The following is an 18928-nucleotide window of genomic DNA, read 5'->3' on the forward strand; positions in this document are numbered from 1 at the left end:
GGGCCGAGCGCGCGCGGGCCCTGGCCGAGGCGCGCGCTCGTCTGGCTGAAGCGCGCGCTTTGGGGTAAGCCGGGGTAGCCGAGCCGAGCGCCGCACGCGCGGCGCACCTCGGAGGGGCGGCCTTCCCCGGAGCGTCGAGATGAGAGGATCGACAAGCGTCATCCAGCTGGCCCGTGGCTGCGCGCGCATCGGCGGCGCGCTCGTCGCGGTCGCCGCGCTTGCCTGCAGCGGCACGATCCAGGTCGCGGGGCCGCCGCCCGAGGACGCGGCGCCCCCGCCGGCGCAGGCGAAGAAGCCGCCCACCCCGGCGAAGACCCCCGAGGCGCCAGAGCCGCCGGCGCCCACTGCAGCCGAGCCGTTCGTGACCACGCGGGACTCCGACGAGTGGGTGCGCCAGACGCTGAAGCTGCAGGCGCGCTACGAGCGCGTCCTCGTCGTCGGCGCGCCGGCCCCCGCCGCGATCCGCGTGGCCGCGCTCGATCTGAACGCGCGCGGCGCTGCGGCCGAGCCGCGGGAGCTCCCTGTCACACGCGCGTTCGCCACGCTCCAAGAGGCGGCGGACGCGGCGCGCGGCGGCGACCTCATCGCCGTGTTGCCCGGGACGTACGCGGGGTTCTCGATTGGCGACAAGCCGAGCGCCGGCCAGGAGCGGTACATTCATTTCAAGGCGATGGGGAGCCCGGGCGAGGTCGTGATCAACCGGGGGTGCGCCGCTGACCCGAACTGGATGATCTACCTGAAGACGGCGCACCACGTGGTGATCGATGGCTTCAACATCGCCGGGAGCAGCGAGCCGGGCGCGCCGCGTGCGGGCACGCCGCGCGCGGGCATCATGGTGGACGGCGCGTTCGGAGAGACCGGCAGGCTCGCGCACCACATCGCCATCGTCGGCAACTTCTCTCATCACCATCACACGTGGGGGTTCCACTCCACCGACAGCCACACGGTCCTCCTGCAGGACAACCTGTTCGCCCTCTCCGGGCGCGAGCACGGCGCTTATGCGTCCGACGGCTCGGACAACTACGTGGTTCGTCGCAACGTGTTCTTCGGCAACAACGCGGGCGGGTTCCAGGCGAACCTCGATCCGGAGGCGTCGCTCGAGGAGGTGATGAAGCACCCCTCGTTCCGGAGCTATCCGCCGATGGAGCCGACCCGCGCCTGGGCCGCGGGGTTGATGAAGCTCGCCACGGACAGGTTCGGCGAGCACGGGTTTCCGGACGGCCGCGGCGTCAACTTCATCATCGAGCAGAACGTGATGAACGGCAACGGTCGCATCGGCGGTGGGGCGATCAACCTCGCCGGGCTGTCGGATTCGCTGATCCAGAACAACCTCGTTTACGCCAACCTCGCCCACGGGATCGCGCAGTGGGACAACGCGAACCCGTTCGACCGGGCCTACGTGGAGCCCGGTCCGCGCGCTCCGGAGCAGGTGAGCGGCCCGGAGGCGCTCCCGCTGTGGGGCTGCCGCAACAACCTCATCCGCAACAATACCGTGATCATGAACGCGAGCGGCCGGGCCGCGCTCCAGTGCGGCAACGGGAGCTGGGGCTGCCGGCTGCGGAACAACATCTTCGTCAACGACGCCGCGTCGTCGATCGAGGTGCTGAGCACGGGCATCTACCGGTTCGACGCGGGCAACAACGTGGTGACCCAGGTGAGCTACGGCGGGATGCCGGACGGCCTGAAGCGCCTGGCGGCGGCGCTGCCGGAGACGCGGGCGATCACGGGCATCACGCGCGCGCGGCTCGCCGCGGAGGTGGTGCGCGCGGGCGAGGAGCCGTGGGTGATCCTCGAGGGGGGCTGGTGGAAGCTGAACCCGAGCCGCCCGGATTTCAGGCCGAAGCGGTCGTCGAAGATGCTGCTCGGGCAGGGCGACCCGCGCGAGGTGCCCCCGCGGGATCTGCTCGGCGTGGAGCGCAAAGGCGCGGAGCTCGGGGCCCTGTCGCCGGGGCCGGGCTGAGGGGAGGCGGCGGCGCAGGTGTCAGGGCCGCCGGCCGCGGCGGCCGGGGCTATGACGAGCTGGCGGGGCGCATCGGCGAGGCAGGGAAGGCAGGCGGCAGCGAGCGCCGCGAAGCCGCGGCTCTGCCAGGCGCAGGCGCCCTCGGGCACGACCACGACGGCTATGCCCGGGCGCGCTGAGATGCCAACGGACGCTGGAATGGTGGCGACGCCCCCGCGAGCGTGGGCGCTTGCGAGCGAAAAATGTTGCCGGGGGTGAGAAACAGGCGAACGATCGCGCCGCGTTGGGGCAATGACGTGGAGAATGGCCGCGGCGTGCCCAAGGAGAATGGCGATGCGCAGCAAGACTTCTTCTTCGATTATCGTGTTCAGTATCGCGGCGTTCGCGGCGTGCTCCGGGGAAACGACGGAGAACCCCGGCGGGGGCGGCGGGAGCGGCGGGGGGACGACCAGCACTACGACGTCGAGCACCACGACGACGACCACTGGCTCGGCCACGAGCTCGACCACAGCCGCGTCGACGACGGCGGCATCGAGCGGTTCAGGCGGTTCGGGCGGAGGGGCGGGACTGACCGAGTGCGAGGAGGCGTGCGCGAAGGTCGAGGAATGCAGCGATCTCAGCTGCGAATCCCTTTCCATCAACTGCTCTGAACCGGGCTACGAGTGCGCTTCACAGTGCATCCTCGACACAGCGTGCGAAGACCTGAACGTCACGAACACCGACCTGCTGATCTGCCTCGGCAACTGCGACGCCGGCGCTGGGGGCGGAAACGCTGACGCTACAGCATGCCGGTCCTGCGCCATCGCGAACAGCTGTCTGACCCTCTGCGCGCTCAGCGGCACATGCCAGAGCTGGCTTGAGTGCGCTCAGGGGTGCTTCCAGAACGACCCGCAACCCACCTGCTTCGACGCGTGCGACACGCAGTTCCCTGGCGCCGAGCGTCAGTTTGACGCCGTATATAGCTGTGCGTGCACGAACTGCGATGAGAGCTGCGACACGGTCGCGGCTCCGTGCAACTAAGCATCCCGCACGGTGCGTGAGGGCGGCTCTGCGCACGTGAGCGCCCTCATCGGTCTCCTCGATCGCAGGGAAGCTTGAAGAGCGGAGGGCGATAGCCTCCAGCCAGACCGCCTGCCGCGTGTGCACTCCCCGCGTGCCGACCACGCAGCCCCGCGAATCCCCTCCGAACTCTCCTGCCACACAGCCCCCACGCTCGCGACGCCTTGCACTGCCTTGAAAATCGCGAGCCAAGTGGTTAAATTTCATAGAAGGAATAAGGGAAGTAGGAGAATAGCGGGACGACACTTCCTCTTCTTCCCTTGGCGGCCTTGGTGGCATGGCGGCTTTTCTGCCGATCCGGGGCAACGTCCTGTAGCAGTGCTACCAGTTCGCGTTACAAACTGCCCGAGACACGCCCAATCCCGAGCTCCCCGATGCTCGTGTGACACCGGGATACCTACCTTGTTGGTTCATCCCTGCCAGGACCCCGGCAGGTCGTTGGACTCACACTCTGGACAAGTTCCGCCAACCTAAATTGCTGTGCGGACCCACGACCGCCGATCACACGAACAGCGCTCTCACGGAACAAGTTTCGCAAGAAATGCGTCCATTCCTCCGTTCGTCGTCAGAGTGCCGGTGCCAAGCTCGATGGTTCCTGAGAACGACCCCGCGAGCATCGGCTCCCCCAAGGAAGTAAGAGCCATACCGGCCAATCGGATGTCAGAGAACCCATCGATCTTCCTGGACCAGGACAGCTGGCCAACCCTCGAAAATTTGGCAAAAAACACGGAGCCGGAGTCGCTCTCGGAAGAAAGTTCGGCGCCTCCGAAGCGAACTACCGTATCAAAACCACCTTGTACATATATATCGCCATCACCATCGATTGCCACATGGCCCCCCAGCTGCTCCCCCTCGCCGCCCAGCCACAGGCTCCACTGATACCGGTCACCTGAGTCCATCTTGAGCAAAAATCCATCTCGGCCGACGGCCTCAAAATCGCCGTCACCCATGTCATCAAGAACCCCGTTGAAGCTGCCGGACAACAAGACACCTCCAACGCTATCCAAGGCCATACCGCTCACAAAGTCACTGCCGGTTCCGCCGATACGTCGCTGCGAGGATATTGCTCCGTCAGGCGCGAATCGAACGACAAATATGTCTTGACCATCAGCCGCGCGCAATGCGCCCAAACCGAAATCTACACTACCATAATACTCACCGACAAACACAATACCCCCATCGTCATTCACAGCGAGATGTCGACCATACTGAGGCTCGGAGTCGCCAAACACTTTTACCCAGGCCCCGTCCGCGACCGCCCCCGATCCATCCGAAGCACGTATCCTCGCAAGAAACACGTCAGTACTCGCTCCATCCGCAAACAGGATAGAGTCTCCAAAATTAATGTACTGACAAAATTCCCCTGCAACGATCAAACCATCGGACCCCGCAGCAACGATCGAATGCACGGCCGGAAAGGGCAGGGAACACAAACCAGAAATATGCTTTGACCAAACAGGCTCACCCAACGAATCAACCTTGGCCAGGAACACGCCACGGTCAATCGACACCCCATTCAACTCAAATGGGCCCGAAGTGATACCCGAGAAGAAGACATTTTCTTCCGCATCAACACCGATCGCAGTTGGCCACTGCATATCAGAATTCCCAAACGCTTTAGCCCAGACAACAGTTCCATCCCCGGCAAACTTAATCAAGAATATATCATCTGCCCCCGACGAAGAAGCCAAGACTGTCCCCCCGAGAACGACGTCTCCGTCAAAAGTTCCGATGACGTAGCTGTTACCGGACGAATCAATCGCCACCGCAGTCGCGGTCTGCGGCGCCTCGTTCCCGAAGCTCGTCACCCACTGGGCGCAATCCTTCCCGTCGCAGTCCTCATCCTCCGTGCTCGCGCACGTCTCCACCGCCGGCGTCACCTCGCCCTCGCACGCCTCGTACCCGGAGCCGTCCTGCTTGCACGCCTGCGTCCCGGCCTCGCAGATCCCGGCGCCCTTCGTCCCGCGGGGCCCGGAGTAGCACTCGATCACGCTCTCGGGCTCGCACGTGGAGCCTCCGCCTGTCCCCGTCGCCGTCGTGGCGTCCGCGGGTGCTGCGTCCTCGAAGTCGTCGAGGCCGAGCACCAGCCCACAACCAGATACGGCCATGATGCCGGCACCTGCGAGACATCGGAGCGATGTGCGGATTCTCATGCGCGCCATCGTAGTGCGAGAAACGCGGAGCGTCAGCCTGAGCGCTTCGCTCAAACCGTTGCGTCGAGACGAGACCACCGCTCCGCCGATCGAGCGCGACCGGCTCCTTGACTTCGAGGCTTCGCCTACCCTCAGCGTGACCTCACTTACCACGACGCGGACCCACGGGAGAGGCGCGGCTGCGCTGACGTGCGTGGCGAAAAAGAGCGTGCCGCAATCCCACCCGGCCGCGCGCGGAGCGCGTGTACACTCCGCCCCGTGCCGTCTGCGCCGCCCCGCGATCGCCTCCGGGCTCGCCTACCGAAGAGATCCTCGCTGCCCCGACGTCGCCCGTCACGCCCCGCAGGTTCAGCCTTGCTCGCCGCCCTGGTATGGCTCACGGCGTGCTCCGTTCCAAACGACGGCGGCACCAGCCCGGCGAAGAAAGCGGATGCCCCCGGGGAACCCCACATGACGCCCGTCGCCGAGAGGATGGCTCCCACCGCAGCTTCCTCGCTCACGGCGCCAGCATCTGCCGGCAGCGCGCACGCCGGCTCAGGCATCCTCAGCGGCTCAGCCCCCGGTCCCACGCCGACCGCGATCAGCCCGGGCGCCGCCCCCGCGGAGACGCCCCCGCTCGGCTCGACCGGCGCCCCGCCGCTCGCCCCTCCCGCCCCGCCGCCCGGCCCCTGCCCCGCCGACATGGCCCTCGTCGGCGGCTTCTGCATCGATCGCTACGAGGCGCACCTGATCATCGACGCCGGCGGAGAGCTCGCCGTCCACCCGCACTTCAAGCGCCCCGAGCCGGGCGTCCGGTACCTCGCCCGCAGCGCGGCCGGCGTCTTTCCGCAGGCGTACATCAGCCGCGTCGAGGCCAAGGCCGCCTGCGTCGCCGCCGGCAAGCGCCTCTGCACGCGGCGGGAATGGCAGCGCGCCTGCCGCGGCAACGGCGCCCACCGCTACCCCTACGGCCCGCGCGGCGAGCGCGGGCGGTGCAACACCGGCAAACCCCACCTCCTGCGAGAGGTCTTCGGCGAGCACCCGCCGGGCGGGTGGAGCTACGAGCGACACTTCAACAGCCCCGACCTCGACCAGAAACCAGGCTTCCTGGCGAGGAGCGGCGAGCACGCCGGCTGCACCAGCGAGCTCGGCGTCCACGACATGGTCGGGAACCTGCACGAGTGGGTCGGCGACATGGTCGATGACGAGCTCGTGATGCGGATGAGCACCGAAGGCGTCGAGCGCCGCGATCAGCCGTGGCACGAGGGAAACGGCGTGTTCATGGGCGGCTTCTTCAGCACGACCAGCGAGCTCGGCCCCGGCTGCTACTTCACCACCATCGCCCACGAGCCGACCTATCACGACTACTCCACGGGATTCCGCTGCTGCGACAGCGTCGAGCTGCCAGCCGCTCCGGGGACGACCGACGCGAGCCGGCGAGACGGCGGCGGCTGACAGCGCGGCCGGCCACGACGCGCGGCTCGGCGCCGAGGTCCCCGGCACCAACAGGCCCCGGCGAGCTCGCCCGCGGCGCGATCCCAGCGACGCTGCGCCCGAGGACGGCTGCGGCGCGCTCATCACGGGCAGCCCTCTCGGAGGATCGCCCGTCGATTCCTGCCCGCGCCAGGAACAGAGCGCCTCCGCCAGATGTCCTGCCCTCTCGATGACCACGAGCGCAGCGACGACCCTCGAAGACGCTCGCGCGATCACAAGGCTTCGCCCCCGCCACGGCCGGTGGGCCGCGGCAGCCGCGGCGCTGCTCCTCGCCGGCCTCGCGGCCATCGGAGCCTGCGTCAGCCAGCCCCTCGTGGCGGCGCTCCCGCCGCCCGCTCCGGCGCTCTCCGCGGACCCCGCACGCATGGAGCGCGACGTCCGGAGGCTCGTGGAGGAGTTCCGCCCGCGGGGCCACCGGCAGATCGCGCAGCTGGACCGCGCCGCGGCGTACCTGCGCGACGAGCTCAGCGCCGCCGGAGGACGCGTGACCGAGCAGCTCTACGATGTCGAGGGACGGACGTATCGCAACGTGCTCGCCCGGTTCGGCCCGGATTCGTCGACGCGCGTCGTGGTCGGCGCCCACTACGACGCGGCGGACGACTTGCCCGGCGCCGACGACAACGCGAGCGGCGTGGCAGGGCTGCTCGAGCTGGGGCGGATGCTCGGCCGCGCGCCCCTCCGCGGCGACGTCGAGCTCGCGGCGTTCACGCTGGAGGAGCCGCCCTATTTCCGGTCTGCGCACATGGGCAGCGCCCATCACGCGAATGCGATGCAAGCAGCAGGCGTGAAGGTCCGGGCGATGATCAGCCTGGAGATGATCGGATATTTCACCGACGAAGAGGACAGTCAGGCGTTCCCGCTGGCGCCGCTCTCCATGCTGTATCCCACGAAGGGGAACTTCGTGGCCGTGATCGGCAACCTGGAGGGGCTCTCGCTCGTTCGCACCGTCAAGGGGGCGATGCGCGGCGCGACCGATCTGCCCGCCTATTCCCTGAGCGCTCCGGCGCTCGTCCAGGGCGTGGACTGGTCCGACCACCGGAGCTACTGGGAAGCGGGTTATCCAGCGGTCATGATCACGGACACGGCGTTTCTGCGCAACCGGCGTTACCACACCGACAAGGACACGCCGGATACGCTCGACTACGCACGCGCTGCAAAGGTCGTCACCGGCGTGGCCCAGGCCGTCCTCGCGCTCGCGAACGAGTGAGCGCGCTGCCGTCGCCATGCCTCACGCCGCGAACATCCGATCGAGCACCGCCCTCGGCGCGCCGCCCTTCAGGGTCGCCTCGAGCGCCTCGAACACCCCCGCATCCACCTTCCGCGCCTTCGCGAACGCCACGACGCGCGGGATCAGCGGGATCGCCTCCACCCGCAGCCTGGCCTCCGCGACCGCCTCGTCGAGCGTCCGCCCGCGCGCGAGCGCCTTGCCGAGCACCACCTCGGGGCGGCTCTCGAGCCGGATCGAGGCGAGCAGGTCGCCGTAGCCGCCGAGCCCCAGCATCGTCCGCTCCTCCGCGCCCGCCGCGGCCGCGACGCGGGCCGCGCTGTCGACCGCCCTCGAGATCAGCGCGGCGAGCAACCCCGGCCCGGCGCCCGCCTGCTCGGCGAAGCCGACGCCGACGGCGAGGCAGCCGACCAGCGCCGACGCCCACTCCAGGCCCTGGAGATCGGGCGTCGTGTAGACGTGGAGCGCGTCCGACTGGAACGCCGCGGTCACGGCGGCGTGGACCTCCGGGAAGCGCGAGCCGCACACCATCGCCGAGGGGCGGCCCTCCCGGAGCTCGTCTTCCTGGACCGGGCCGCCCAGCGCGCCCACCCGGCGCGCCGGGGTCTCCTCGCGCACCAGATCCGAGACGGTCTTCAGCGCCTCGCCCTCGAGGCCGCGCACGCCGTGGATCACGAGGTGCGAGCCGTCCATGTGATCGCCGAGCGAGCGCAGCGCCGTCCGGGCCGCGTTCGACGGCACCGCGATCACCAGCAGCCGCGCCCGGGCGACCTCCGCGTGGTCCCGCACGATCCGCGGGCCGCCTTTGATCTGCGGCTGCTCGCGGCGGGAGTACAGGAGGACCTCCGCGCCGGTGCGGCTGGCCGCGAGCGCCAGCGCCACGCCCCAGAAACCGCCGCCGATGACCCCCACCGAAGGCGCCGGAAGCGCGCTCCCCGGGGCGCTCACTGGCCACCCCCGGCGCCGTTCATCGAGCCCACGTGCGCGTCCGCAGCGCCCGCGCGGGACGAGGCCGGTGAGGACGACGAAGCGGACGAGGCCGAGCCCCGCGGCTCTTCCAGGGGCGGCGGCGACGAGGCGGGCTCGAGCGGCGGGAGCGGCGGCTGGACCTGCAGGCCGGAAGGGACGCCCGGCGGGGCGATGACGTCCCACGCCACCCCGTGGGCGGCGAGGCGGTTCTGGTAGTAGAAGAGCAGGTTGGTGTCGCAGATCGCGATGCCGTCGGGCCGCGAGTCGAGCACCGGCGACGAGTGGTAGCCCGCGAAGGCGCGCAGCGCGCGCTCGACGATGTCCCCGCCCGAGCCGAGCCGGACGTCCTCGCCCAGCACGATGCACCCCCGCTGCTCGAGCGCGCGCAGCCGATCGCAGAGGGCCACGACGTCGGCCGCGAGGTCGTCGCGCGGCACCGTGAGCACGTCGCGCTGCCGGAGCACCGTGAAGAGATCCGCGGCGGGCGCCTGGCTGCGGAGCCGGGCGAAGCTCGCCGCCGCGACGACGTGCGTCGCCATCACGACCGTGTCGCGCGCGTACGCCCGGCAGATCTCCTCGCCGAGCTCGCGCGCGTACTGGGCGTCGCGCGCCGCGTCGATGACCGCCTTGCCGCCCTGATCCTTCACGTAGCTCGCCGGATCGACCTCGCGACCGCGGGCGTCGAACGAGCGGCCGAGCTCGTCGACCCGGTTGCCGAACGGATCGAGCGGCTCGGAGAAGCGGATGACCACCGCCGCGTTCATGGCGAGGAGCTTGCGCAGGAACGAGGCGATCCGGCCGATGCGGCTCGACTCGTCGTCCTCGATGATGAAGCGGCCCTTGCCGGCCTCGGAGAGGAAATCGGCGATCAGCGTCTCGGCCTCGAGCGTGATGAGGTAGTTGATCGTGGCCGGGACGAAGAAGACGCGGCGCTCGCGGCCGCTCTGCAGCGTCCGCGTGTAGGCCTCGAACGCGCTGCCGACCAGGCCCAGCTTGAGCTTCCGCTCGATGCCGCCCGAGCGAGACCGCGTGCCCCCCGGGAAGAACAGCGAGTGGTAGCCGCGCTCCAGGAGCACGCCCGAGTACGTCTTCAGCACGTCCTTGTAGAGGTTGTGCCGGATGCGCCGGTCGACGCGGTAGGCGCCGAGGTTGTGCATGAAGAACGAGAGGACCGGGTTCGTGAACAGGTTCTTGCCAGCGCCGTACGTGGCGGGCGGCAGGCCGGCGCGCTCGAGGGCATAGCCGAACACGATCGAGTCCATGTTCGACAGGTGGGTCGGGACGTAGACGGCCGTGCCGCGCTGCACGAGCGAGCGGAGCTTCGCGAGCGGGCCCTCCACGAGCACCCGGTCGGCCAGGAGCTCGAGGCTGACGAGCTTGAGCGGGTCGCGGACCACGGTCATGAGCTTGCGCGGCGCGAGCAGCGCGCTCACGACCGGCGGCAGGAGCCGCGACGACAGCTGGTAGACGCGCCGGTCGAAGTTCCCCGCGATGTCCCACGCGTACTCCTCCGAGAGCTCGCGCAGGCGGCGGCGGCGCTCGGCGTCGTGCATGCGGCCGAGCGAGCGGGCGAGCCGCTGCCACTCGGCGAGCTCGCGGATGTCCTGCGGCTTCCGGGACCCCTCGAGCCGCTTCGCCTCCTGATACGCCGCCTCGTTCATGGCGAGCAGCGGATCCCTCGTGGAGCCGACGACCCGGTCGACCACGGTGCGCACGATCTCGTCGCGCGCGTCGTTGAACCCGAAGATGGGAGCGCGGGAGTCCATGGGCCTAGTCGTATAGAAATCGGACGGCGGGCGCGAGCGGAATACGGCCGCGCGCGACGCCGAAAGTCAGCGGTAATCGTCCTTCGCGCGACGCACGGCGGCGAACACGTCGGACGGCGCGGCCCCCGGGAAGCGCGCCTGCAAACGCGGCTCGCCGCAGCGCAGGAACGGGTTCGTCGCGAGCTCGTCGGCCATCGTGCTCCCGACCGTGGGCTCGCCGCGCTCCCGCGCCGCACGGGCAGCCGCGAGCTTCCTGCGGACAGCCTCGTTCTCGGGCTCGACCGCCTCGGCGAAACGGAGGTTGTTGACGGTGTACTCATGACCGCAGAAGACGCGCGTATGCGCCGGGAGCGCGGCGAGCTTGGAGAGCGAGGCGTGCATCACCTCCGGCGTCCCCTCGAACATACGGCCACATCCGGCGATGAAGAGCGTGTCTCCTGTGAACACAACGTCCTCGACGCAATACGAGACGGCGCCGAGCGTGTGGCCGGGGACGTGCAACGGCTGGAGCGTGAGGCCGGCGACCTGGACCGGCGTGCCCTCCTCGACCCGCTCCGTCTGCGCGGGAACGCGCCCGACGTCGCTCGAGTGCGCATAGACCGGGAGGTCGCCGTAACGCTCGCGGAGCGCCTCGTTGCCACCGACGTGATCGTGGTGGTGGTGCGTGTTGACGATGGCGACCAGACTGAGCTTCTCGCGCTCGAGCGCCGCGATGATCGGCTGGGCCTCCGAGGGATCGATGACGATCGCCTCGCGCCGCCCGTCCGCGGCCACGAGGTACGCGTAGTTGTCGCTGAGGCAGGGCACGGGGAGGATGCGCATGAGGCGTCGACTATAGCGGCGCCCCCGGCGAGAGCCGGGGAAAAGGTGCGCGCGGCGCGCGTGGATCGCGCATGAGCTCGAGAAAGTTTGAGAATTTTGCGACCGAACCGGCAAGTGGTCCCGAGCGGGACGGCGGGCGGCCTGGCGGAGATCCGCGCGGTGACGCGGGCGCCATGGTGTGGCAGAGGGGCCGGCATGACGTCCGCCGAGCCCTCCGTCCGCTACCGTATCGGCGTCGATGAGAACGGGCTGGGCCCGCGGCTCGGTCCGATGGTGGTGACGGCGGTCCTCACGCGCGTCACGGAGGCGGGCTGGCAGGTCGCCGGCCGCGCCCCTCGCGGCGCCCTCGCCCAGCGGCTCGGCGACTCGAAGCAGCTCGTGGCGCACGGGGATGTCTCGCTCGGCGAGGCCTGGGCTCGCGCGCTGGTCGCGCGCGGCTGCGGCCGCGCGGGGACGGCCAGCGGCGCGTCGTCGGTGGACGAGCTGCTCCACGCCGTCGCGCTCGAGGATCGCCCCGCGCTCCGCGCGCTCTGCCCGGGCCACGTCGAGGAGCAGTGCTGGTCGGCGGAGGGCGAGGCGTTCACCGCATCCGACGAGCTGCTCGGCGCGATCGGCAAGGACCTCGACAAGCTCTCGGAGAAGGGGGTCGAGGTCGTCGCCGTGCGCTCGGTGCTGCTCTGCGCGAAGCGGATGAACGACGGGGCGCGCGCCGGGAAGAACAGGTTCGTGCTCGATCTCCACGCGATGGAGCGCCTCGTCCTGGAGCTCCGCGGCCTCGCCGGCGCGGAGGTCTTCGCGGTGTGCGGCAAGGTCGGTGGCTTCGGCAAGTATGGCTCCGTGTTCGGCCCGCTCGCGGGGAGGATGCACGCCGTGCTCGAGGAGGGCCGCGCCCGCAGCGCCTACCGCTTCCCCGGCCTCGGCGAGATCGCGTTCGTCCGCGATAGCGACGCCTCGGATCTGTGCGTCGCGATGGCGTCGATGGTGGGCAAGTACGTCCGCGAGGCGCTCATGGAGCGGGTCGCGCGCCACTACCAGCGCGCGGTCCCGGGCCTGCACGGGGCGAGCGGCTACTACGATCCGGTCACGTCGGCGTTCATCGGGGCGACCCGCCTCGTCCGCCGCGCGCGCGAGATCCCCGCCGAGTGCTTCGAGCGGGGCGCCGGCGAGAGCGACGGCGAGAGCGACGCCTCGCTGGAGAGCGGCGGCCCGTAGCGCTGAGGCCGGCGCCGCGCGGGCCGCGCTCGCCGGGCGAAACCAGCGGGGCCGCGGGGCGTAGGAGGGTTAGGTGCGCTACCCTCGACAGGCCAGGTGCATGATGAAACGGCTCCGCGCTGCTGGTCTTCTCTTCGCGCTCGTCCTCATTGCGTGCGCCGCCGTGTTCGCGTGCTTTCGCGCCGGCGATGCAGGGAGGGCGAGCAAGGTGATTCCGGGGTCCAAGGAGGCTGTGACGATGTCGGACAGAAGCTATCGCAAACCGTCGGATGAGGAGCTGCGCAAGCAGCTCACGCCGCTCGCATACGAGGTCACCCAGCGCGACGCGACCGAGCCGCCGTTCCGCAACGCTTTCTGGGACAACCACGAGGCGGGCCTCTACGTGGATGTCGCGAGCGGCGAGCCGCTCTTCACGTCGCTCGACAAGTTCGACTCGGGCACCGGCTGGCCGAGCTTCACGCGCCCCGTCGAGCCGGAGCGCGTCGTGGAGCGCTCGGACAGGGGCCACGGGATGGTCCGAACGGAGGTGCGCTCCAAGGCCGGCAACTCGCACCTCGGGCACGTCTTCGAGGACGGGCCCGCGCCCGACGGGCTGCGCTACTGCATCAACTCCGCGTCTCTCCGGTTCATCCCGCTGGCTCGCCTCGAGGCGGAGGGTTACGGCGCCTATCGGGCGCTGTTCGAGGGCCGCGGCGGCGCGCCTCGGGAGCAAGCGAGCGCGAACGCCTGCGCCGTGCCGGCGCCGGGGGAGGCGCCTGGGTGCCAGACGACGCTGGAGACGGCCGTCCTGGCGGGCGGCTGCTTCTGGGGGATGGAAGAGCTCCTCCGGCAGATCCCCGGTGTCCTCGAGACGGAGGTCGGTTATGCCGGCGGCCGGACGAAGGCGCCGACCTATGAAGACGTGAAGACCGGATCGACCGGCCACGCCGAGTCGGTGCGCATCGTCTTCGATCCCGCGAAGCTGTCCTATGCCGAGCTGCTCGAGAAGTGGTTCTTCCGCATGCACGATCCGACGACGCGGAACCGCCAGGGCAACGACGTCGGTACGCAGTACCGCTCAACGATCTTCGTCACGACGCCCGAGCAGCGCCGCATCGCCGAGGAGGTGAAGGCGCGCGTCGACAAGAGCGGCAAGTGGCGCGCCCCGCTCGTCACCGAGATCGTGGAGGCCGGGCCGTTCACGCGCGCCGAGGAGTACCACCAGAAGTACCTGGAAAAATACCCGGCCGGGTATACGTGCCATTTCATGCGCGATTGATGAGGGCGGTGGCCCGCGCCGTCGACTCGATGGTTTCGTCGACGGCGCAGGCTGGTGATGCTCGAGAGCGGGCGGATCAGCGATTGGCGATGTGGATCGCGGCGCCCATGGCGTGGGCGGCGGCTTCCATCAGCGACTCGCCGAGGGTCGGGTGGGGGTGGATCGTGAGCGAGAGATCCTCGAGGAAGGCCGCCATCTCGAGCGAGAGGGACGCCTCGCTGATCATGGTGCTGGCCTCCGGCCCGACGATGTGGACGCCGAGCACCTGCTTCGTCTTCTTGTCGGCGACGATCTTCACGAAGCCCTCGGTCTCGTTCATGGCCATGGCCTTGCCGAGCACCGAGAACGGGAACTTGCCGATGCTGACCTCGAGGCCCTTCGCCTTCGCCTCCGCCTCGGTGAGCCCCACCGTGGCGATCTCCGGATCGGTGAAGATCGCGCCCGGGATCGCGACCCAGTCCTTCTCGGCCTTGTGCCCCGCGATGACCTCGGCGGCGATCTCGCCCTCCTTCGTCGCCTTGTGCGCGAGCAGGGGCGGCCCGCTGACGTCGCCGATGGCGTAGATCGACGGCACGTTGGTGCGGCAGAACTTGTCCGTGGGGACGAACCCGCGCTGATCGACCGTCACGCCGACCTTCTCGAGGCCGAGGCCCTTGCTGCTCGGCCGCATGCCGACGGCGACGAGCACGGTGTCGACGACGATCGTCTGCTCCTTGCCGTCGGACTGGATCTTCACCCCGACCGAGCCGTCCTTCTGCTTCTCGTACCCGAGCGCCTTGGCGTTCTTGTGGATCGTGCCGCCGCGCTTCAGGATCTTGCGCTCGACGATCTTGGTGCAGTCGGGGTCGACGCCCGTGAGCAGCTCCGGCAGCGCCTCGACGACGATGAGCTCGGCGCCGAACGCCTGGTAGACCATGCCGAGCTCGAGGCCGATGACGCCGCCGCCGATCACCATCAGCCGCTTCGGGACGCGGCGCAGGCTGACCGCCTCCTTCGCGCCGATGATCGTGTCGCCGTCGAACTTGAACGTCGGGATCTCGATGGTCGTCGAGCCGGTCGCGATCACGATCGCCTTGGTCGCCTCGAACTGCTCCACCGAGCCGTCCGCCCGCGTCACGTCCACGCGCTTCGGCCCCACGACCGTGGCGGTGCCGTTCACGACGTCGGCGCCGTTGCCCTTGAGCAGCGACCCGACGCCGCCGGTGAGCTTCTTGACGATGCCTTCCTTCCAGTCCTGCATCTTGTTGGCGTCGAGCTCGACGCCGCTGACCTTGATGCCCATCGCGGCGCCGGCCTGCGACTTCTCGTAGAGGTGGGCGGCGGAGATCAACGCCTTGGAGGGGATACACCCCCAGTTGAGGCAGACGCCGCCGACGTTCTCCTTCTCGATGCAGAGCACCTTCAGCTTGAGCTGAGCGAGCCGGATGGCGCAGGGGTAACCGCCGGGGCCGGCTCCGATCACGATTGCGTCGTAGGTCTTCATCCTTGTCCTTTTGTGCGCTTCGAAGACTGGAACTAGGGGCGCCGGGGTTCGTCAGGCAAGCCCCTCGCCGACAGCCCTGAGGCCGCGCCCGCAAACGCGAGCCGTCCCTGGGTGCCCGGGGCTTACACGACCTCGCAGCGAGGGGAAATCCCTCCCCGAGGTCAGCGCCCGCCGCCGTGCGGCGGCGCTTTCGGGGAGCGCAGGAGCTCTGCGCGCTGGTCGCGCAGGTGCCAGGGCAGCTCCGCGTAGACGTCGTCGAACAGCGTCTCTCGGGCAGGCGGGCCCATCGCCTCGACCTCGGCGACGGCGGCGGCGATCTCGGCGTTGAGCTCCGCCTCGAGGGAGGACTCCGCGGCGTCGTCGAGGAGCCCGCGGCCGGCGAGGTGGCGCCCGAGGCGCAGCAGCGGGTCGCGCTGCGTCCAGCGATCGACCTCCTCCTGCGACCGGTAGCGGCTCGGGTCGTCGCTCGAGGAGTGCGCGCCGACGCGGTAGGTGAGCGCCTCGATGAAGCTGGGGCCGCCGCCGCCACGAGCCCGCGCGACCGCCTCGGAGACGGCGCGGTAGACGGCGATGACGTCGTTGCCGTCGACCCGCACCGACGGCACGCCGTAGGCGCGCCCCTTGATGGCGATCGTCCTCGAGGACGTCTGCCGGTCCGTCGGCACGCTGATGGCCCAGTGGTTGTTCTGGCAGATCATGACGCACGGCGCCTTGAAGACCGCCGCGAAGTTCATCGCGCTGTGGAAATCGGGCTCGCTCGTCGCGCCGTCGCCCATGAACCCCACCACCACGGTGCTGTCGCGCCGCAGCTTCGCGGCCCACGCGGCGCCGACCGCCTGCGGGAGCTGCGGGCCGATGCAGCTCGACCAGGACACCTGGTTCACCTGCCGCCCGCTCATGTGCGACGGCATCTGGCGCCCCTGGAGGAGGTCGCCCGAGTTGCCGAAGACCTGGGCCACATAGGCGCGGAGCGGGAAGCCGCGCACCAGCATCATCACGCTCTCGCGCAGCGCGGGGAAGATCCAGTCCGTGGGCTCGACCGCGAGCGCCGTGGCGATCGGCGTCGCCTCCTGGCCGGTGCACGCGCCGTAGAAGCCGACCCGCCCCTGCCGCTGGAGCAGGAGCATGCGCGCGTCGAGCAGCCTGAGGCGCTTGATCTCGCGGTACGCGCGCAGCAGCAGCGCGTCGCTCAGGCAGGGGTCGGTCGCGGGATCCAGGGATCCATCGTCCCTGAGGACGCTGAGCAAGCCCTCGTCGGCCCCCTCCCCTGGTCGGGGCGTGGGCGCGTGAGGTGGAGGGGCGTCGGCGGCGGACCTCGCCGAGGCGCCGGGCGGCGTGGCTTCCAGCTCGCTCATGACCGGACCATACCGCGAAATGACCGCGCTCGCGGCCCCTTCGGCCCGCGGGGACGCCCCTCGCGCCCCCGCGGCGCGCCGGAGCGAAGCGGCTCACATCGCTCACGCACGAGCTCAGCCGAGCAGGACGCGGAACATCCGCTTGCTGTCCGAGAGGTAGTAGTAAGCGGCGCGGTCCGCGTCGCCCATCAGATCGAGGATGGCGCGCTCCATCTGATCGGGGCTCAGCGTATTGGACACTTCCCACGTGTCGGGCGTGACCTCGTCGCCCTGCCACGGTCCGGCGCAGAGCGCGACGAGGCGCGACCGGTTCGCCTCGTCGGCGATCGAGAAGGTGAGGATGTAATCGTGGTTGACGAAGCCGCTATAGAGCTTGTTGTCACGCGGCATCGGATCCCTCGGTGTCGTGGGCGCGATGCGCGGCGGCGCGCGCGCGACGATCGCGCCCCGCGGAGCCTCGATCGTCGCGCGCGCGCCCACGCCCGAGGCGACGGCGCAGGTGGGGCGCCCCCGGCGTCCTCACCGCGGGCCGGGCGGCAGCGGGGCGGCCGCCTCCTCGTCGTCGTCCTGCTCGGGGCGGCGCGCGCCGAGCGTGAAGACGTGCAAGAGGACCAGGCTCGCGCCGAGGAACACCTCCGACTTGCTCACGAGCTCGGCGCGGCGATGGACGCGCTCGAGCTCCATGCCGAGCTCCCCCTCGCCGCGCCGGACGCCCTCGCGGTGGAGCGCCGCGATGCGTGGGGTGAGCGCCAGGCCGACGTACGCGGCGCACCCGGCCAACACCATGGCGACGACCCGGCGCACGCGCGCCGCGCGGCCGGCGCCCTGGCGGTACGCGGCCCAGGTGCGCGCCACCTCGGCGCCGAGGAGGATCACCGCGGCGCCGAGCGCGAATTGATCGAAGCGCGCGAACGCCGCGCTCATCGCGTCACCGGAGAAGGGGGCCGGGGCGAGCCGGAAGACGAACGGGGCAGCGCAGGCGCCCAGCGCCACGATGCCGCCGACCCAGGCCCCCGCCGCGAGCGCGGCCACGCTCGCGGCCACGCGATCGATGAGGGAGCGGCGCGACGCGGCGCGCTCTTCGGGGCTCGGGGCGAGGTCCGCCTCGCTGAACTGGGCTCCATCGTTCATGCATCCACCTCGGCAGCGAGGGCGGCGAGCGCCTCCTCGACGGCCCCCTGATCGGCCTTCCGCTCGTCTCCCCGCATCGCCGCGATCGCGGCGCGGGCGGCCGAGAGGCGGGCGCGACCGGCGGCCGCGACGGCGAGCGTGCGCTTGTGGCGGTCCCACGCGCCGAGCTCGCCGAGGATGTCGCGGATGGCCCGCTCGTGGCCCATCCGCGCGAGCGCGACGCGCGCGTGCCAGCGCAGCGGATCGCGGCCGAAGCCGAGCCTCAGCCCGAACGCGCGCCGCTCCAGGGCGCTCCGGGAAGCGGCGAGGCCGAGCTCGCCGCAGAGCTCGATGGCCGCGGCCTCGTCCTCGCGATCGACCCCGTGGAGCTTTCCTCCCACGATCTCGGCGAGCACGGGGTGGCCCACCGGATCGCCGAAGCGCGCGGTGACGACCGCCGCCGCTGCCCGGACGAGCGGGGACGCGTGGCCGAGCAGCGCGCGGGCCCGCGCCATGCCCAACGGAGGCAGCTCGCCGCTGGACTCCCCCAGCTCCTCGAACATCCGCAGCGCGATGTGGCAGACGAGCGGGTCGTCGTCGTGGGTGGCCTGCATGACGGCCTCGATCGCGTCGGCCTGCTGGGCGCAGACGCGCGGGAACGCGATCACCGCCTGGAACCGCACCTCGGGCCGCTCGTCCGAGAGGGCGCGCCGGAGCCGGCCCGTGGCCCGCATGTCGCCGATCTCACCGAGCGCCGTGATCGCCATCTGCCGGACGTAGGGATCCACGTCCTCGACGGCGAGGAGCAGGGCCGGGAGCGCCTCGACGGCCTTCGTGTCGGCGAGGGCGATGGCCGCCGCCGCGCGGACCGCCGCGTGCTCATCGACGCGGAGCGCGCCCTCGATCGCGCGCACGACCTGCTCCCGTGCCGTCGCGGCATACGGGACGAGGTCGTTCACGGCCTCCGCGCGCACGGCGGGCTTCTGCGAAGCGACGTCGCGCAGCGCAGCCTCGAGCGTCCTTTTCGCGGGGGCCGGTCCGAACACGCGGCCAACGCTAGCACGGTCGATGCGCAAAGCCGGG

15 protein-coding genes are annotated in these 18928 nt (G+C 70.4%); 6 read left to right on the forward strand and 9 right to left on the reverse strand.

Translation table 11 applies throughout. The annotated features are described in order from the left end of the window. Nucleotides 1-139 precede the first annotated feature (139 nt). Both WMF39_RS43440 and WMF39_RS43445 read left to right on the forward strand, forming a co-directional pair. Entirely contained in the window at nucleotides 140-1960 is a 1821-nt protein-coding gene (locus WMF39_RS43440) for a right-handed parallel beta-helix repeat-containing protein (protein ID WP_437742298.1), read from the forward strand. A 314-nt stretch (nucleotides 1961-2274) separates the two neighbouring features. Then, the gene (locus tag WMF39_RS43445) at nucleotides 2275-2610 is read left to right on the forward strand and encodes a hypothetical protein (RefSeq protein WP_437742299.1); all 336 of its coding nucleotides are present in this window, start codon (nucleotides 2275-2277) and stop codon (nucleotides 2608-2610) included. A gap of 927 nt (nucleotides 2611-3537) precedes the next feature. Here WMF39_RS43445 and WMF39_RS43450 read toward each other — a convergent pair. Continuing rightward, a complete protein-coding gene (locus WMF39_RS43450) occupies nucleotides 3538-4827 on the reverse strand; it encodes a hypothetical protein (protein ID WP_437742300.1) in 1290 nt (429 codons plus the stop codon). A gap of 795 nt (nucleotides 4828-5622) precedes the next feature. Here WMF39_RS43450 and WMF39_RS43455 point away from each other — a divergent pair. Next, nucleotides 5623-6606 carry an SUMF1/EgtB/PvdO family nonheme iron enzyme gene (locus WMF39_RS43455; RefSeq protein ID WP_437742301.1) on the forward strand — a complete coding sequence of 328 codons (984 nt, stop codon included), beginning with the start codon at nucleotides 5623-5625 and terminating at the stop codon, nucleotides 6604-6606. A 208-nt stretch (nucleotides 6607-6814) separates the two neighbouring features. Beyond that, the gene (locus tag WMF39_RS43460; RefSeq protein ID WP_437742302.1) at nucleotides 6815-7852 is read left to right on the forward strand and encodes a M28 family peptidase; all 1038 of its coding nucleotides are present in this window, start codon (nucleotides 6815-6817) and stop codon (nucleotides 7850-7852) included. Nucleotides 7853-7873: 21 nt separating this feature from the next. On the opposite strand, the gene WMF39_RS43465 is transcribed toward WMF39_RS43460, so the two are convergent. The 3 genes from WMF39_RS43465 to gloB all read right to left on the reverse strand — a co-directional run bounded on the left by WMF39_RS43465 (nucleotide 7874) and on the right by gloB (nucleotide 11427). Continuing rightward, entirely contained in the window at nucleotides 7874-8818 is a 945-nt protein-coding gene (locus WMF39_RS43465) for an NAD(P)-binding domain-containing protein (protein ID WP_437742303.1), read from the reverse strand. Beyond that, nucleotides 8815-10605, reverse strand: coding sequence for a 1-acyl-sn-glycerol-3-phosphate acyltransferase (locus WMF39_RS43470; RefSeq protein WP_437742304.1), 1791 nt, complete (start codon nucleotides 10603-10605; stop codon nucleotides 8815-8817). Before WMF39_RS43470 ends, WMF39_RS43465 begins: the two co-directional genes overlap by 4 nt. Nucleotides 10606-10671: 66 nt before the next feature. Continuing rightward, nucleotides 10672-11427: a hydroxyacylglutathione hydrolase gene (gene gloB, locus WMF39_RS43475; RefSeq protein ID WP_437742305.1), complete on the reverse strand. Its 756-nt coding sequence runs from the start codon at nucleotides 11425-11427 to the stop codon at nucleotides 10672-10674. Between the two features lie 195 nt (nucleotides 11428-11622). On the opposite strand from gloB, the gene WMF39_RS43480 reads away from it, so the two are divergent. Both WMF39_RS43480 and WMF39_RS43485 read left to right on the forward strand, forming a co-directional pair. Further along, entirely contained in the window at nucleotides 11623-12639 is a 1017-nt protein-coding gene (locus tag WMF39_RS43480; RefSeq protein ID WP_437742306.1) for a hypothetical protein, read from the forward strand. A gap of 103 nt (nucleotides 12640-12742) precedes the next feature. Next, nucleotides 12743-13897, forward strand: coding sequence for a bifunctional methionine sulfoxide reductase B/A protein (locus tag WMF39_RS43485; protein WP_437748112.1), 1155 nt, complete (start codon nucleotides 12743-12745; stop codon nucleotides 13895-13897). A 76-nt stretch (nucleotides 13898-13973) separates the two neighbouring features. Here the strand turns inward: WMF39_RS43485 and lpdA are convergent, their stop codons facing one another. From lpdA to WMF39_RS43510, 5 genes are all read right to left on the reverse strand, one after another. After that, entirely contained in the window at nucleotides 13974-15380 is a 1407-nt protein-coding gene (lpdA, locus tag WMF39_RS43490; protein WP_437742307.1) for a dihydrolipoyl dehydrogenase, read from the reverse strand. Between the two features lie 161 nt (nucleotides 15381-15541). Further along, nucleotides 15542-16735 (reverse strand): thiamine pyrophosphate-dependent dehydrogenase E1 component subunit alpha, encoded by a 1194-nt coding sequence (locus WMF39_RS43495; RefSeq protein WP_437742308.1) that lies wholly within the window; start codon nucleotides 16733-16735, stop codon nucleotides 15542-15544. Nucleotides 16736-16849: 114 nt separating this feature from the next. Beyond that, on the reverse strand, nucleotides 16850-17125 hold the full coding sequence (locus WMF39_RS43500; RefSeq protein WP_012240611.1) for a hypothetical protein: 276 nt from the start codon (nucleotides 17123-17125) through the stop codon (nucleotides 16850-16852). A 129-nt stretch (nucleotides 17126-17254) separates the two neighbouring features. Then, nucleotides 17255-17866 (reverse strand): DUF4149 domain-containing protein, encoded by a 612-nt coding sequence (locus WMF39_RS43505; RefSeq protein WP_437742309.1) that lies wholly within the window; start codon nucleotides 17864-17866, stop codon nucleotides 17255-17257. Next, complete coding sequence (locus tag WMF39_RS43510; protein WP_437742310.1) at nucleotides 17863-18891, reverse strand: HEAT repeat domain-containing protein; 1029 nt, start codon at nucleotides 18889-18891, stop codon at nucleotides 17863-17865. The genes WMF39_RS43505 and WMF39_RS43510 overlap by 4 nt, the downstream gene beginning before the upstream one ends. Nucleotides 18892-18928 lie beyond the last annotated feature (37 nt).

It is taken from the genome of Sorangium sp. So ce1504 (genome assembly GCF_051521635.1).
Taxonomy (GTDB): domain Bacteria; phylum Myxococcota_A; class Polyangia; order Polyangiales; family Polyangiaceae; genus Sorangium; species Sorangium cellulosum_B.

What these genes read in the sequence shown, in the direction of transcription:
- WMF39_RS43495 (WP_437742308.1), bottom strand. Translation starts at nt 16,735, where the DNA reads ATGAGCGAGCTGGAAGCCACGCCGCCCGGCGCCTCGGCGAGGTCCGCC.
- WMF39_RS43505 (WP_437742309.1), bottom strand. Translation starts at nt 17,866, where the DNA reads ATGAACGATGGAGCCCAGTTCAGCGAGGCGGACCTCGCCCCGAGCCCC.
- WMF39_RS43470 (WP_437742304.1), bottom strand. Translation starts at nt 10,605, where the DNA reads ATGGACTCCCGCGCTCCCATCTTCGGGTTCAACGACGCGCGCGACGAG.
- WMF39_RS43500 (WP_012240611.1), bottom strand. Translation starts at nt 17,125, where the DNA reads ATGCCGCGTGACAACAAGCTCTATAGCGGCTTCGTCAACCACGATTAC.
- WMF39_RS43485 (WP_437748112.1), top strand. Translation starts at nt 12,743, where the DNA reads ATGAAACGGCTCCGCGCTGCTGGTCTTCTCTTCGCGCTCGTCCTCATT.
- lpdA (WP_437742307.1), bottom strand. Translation starts at nt 15,380, where the DNA reads ATGAAGACCTACGACGCAATCGTGATCGGAGCCGGCCCCGGCGGTTAC.
- WMF39_RS43455 (WP_437742301.1), top strand. Translation starts at nt 5,623, where the DNA reads ATGACGCCCGTCGCCGAGAGGATGGCTCCCACCGCAGCTTCCTCGCTC.
- WMF39_RS43480 (WP_437742306.1), top strand. Translation starts at nt 11,623, where the DNA reads ATGACGTCCGCCGAGCCCTCCGTCCGCTACCGTATCGGCGTCGATGAG.
- gloB (WP_437742305.1), bottom strand. Translation starts at nt 11,427, where the DNA reads ATGCGCATCCTCCCCGTGCCCTGCCTCAGCGACAACTACGCGTACCTC.
- WMF39_RS43460 (WP_437742302.1), top strand. Translation starts at nt 6,815, where the DNA reads ATGACCACGAGCGCAGCGACGACCCTCGAAGACGCTCGCGCGATCACA.
- WMF39_RS43440 (WP_437742298.1), top strand. Translation starts at nt 140, where the DNA reads ATGAGAGGATCGACAAGCGTCATCCAGCTGGCCCGTGGCTGCGCGCGC.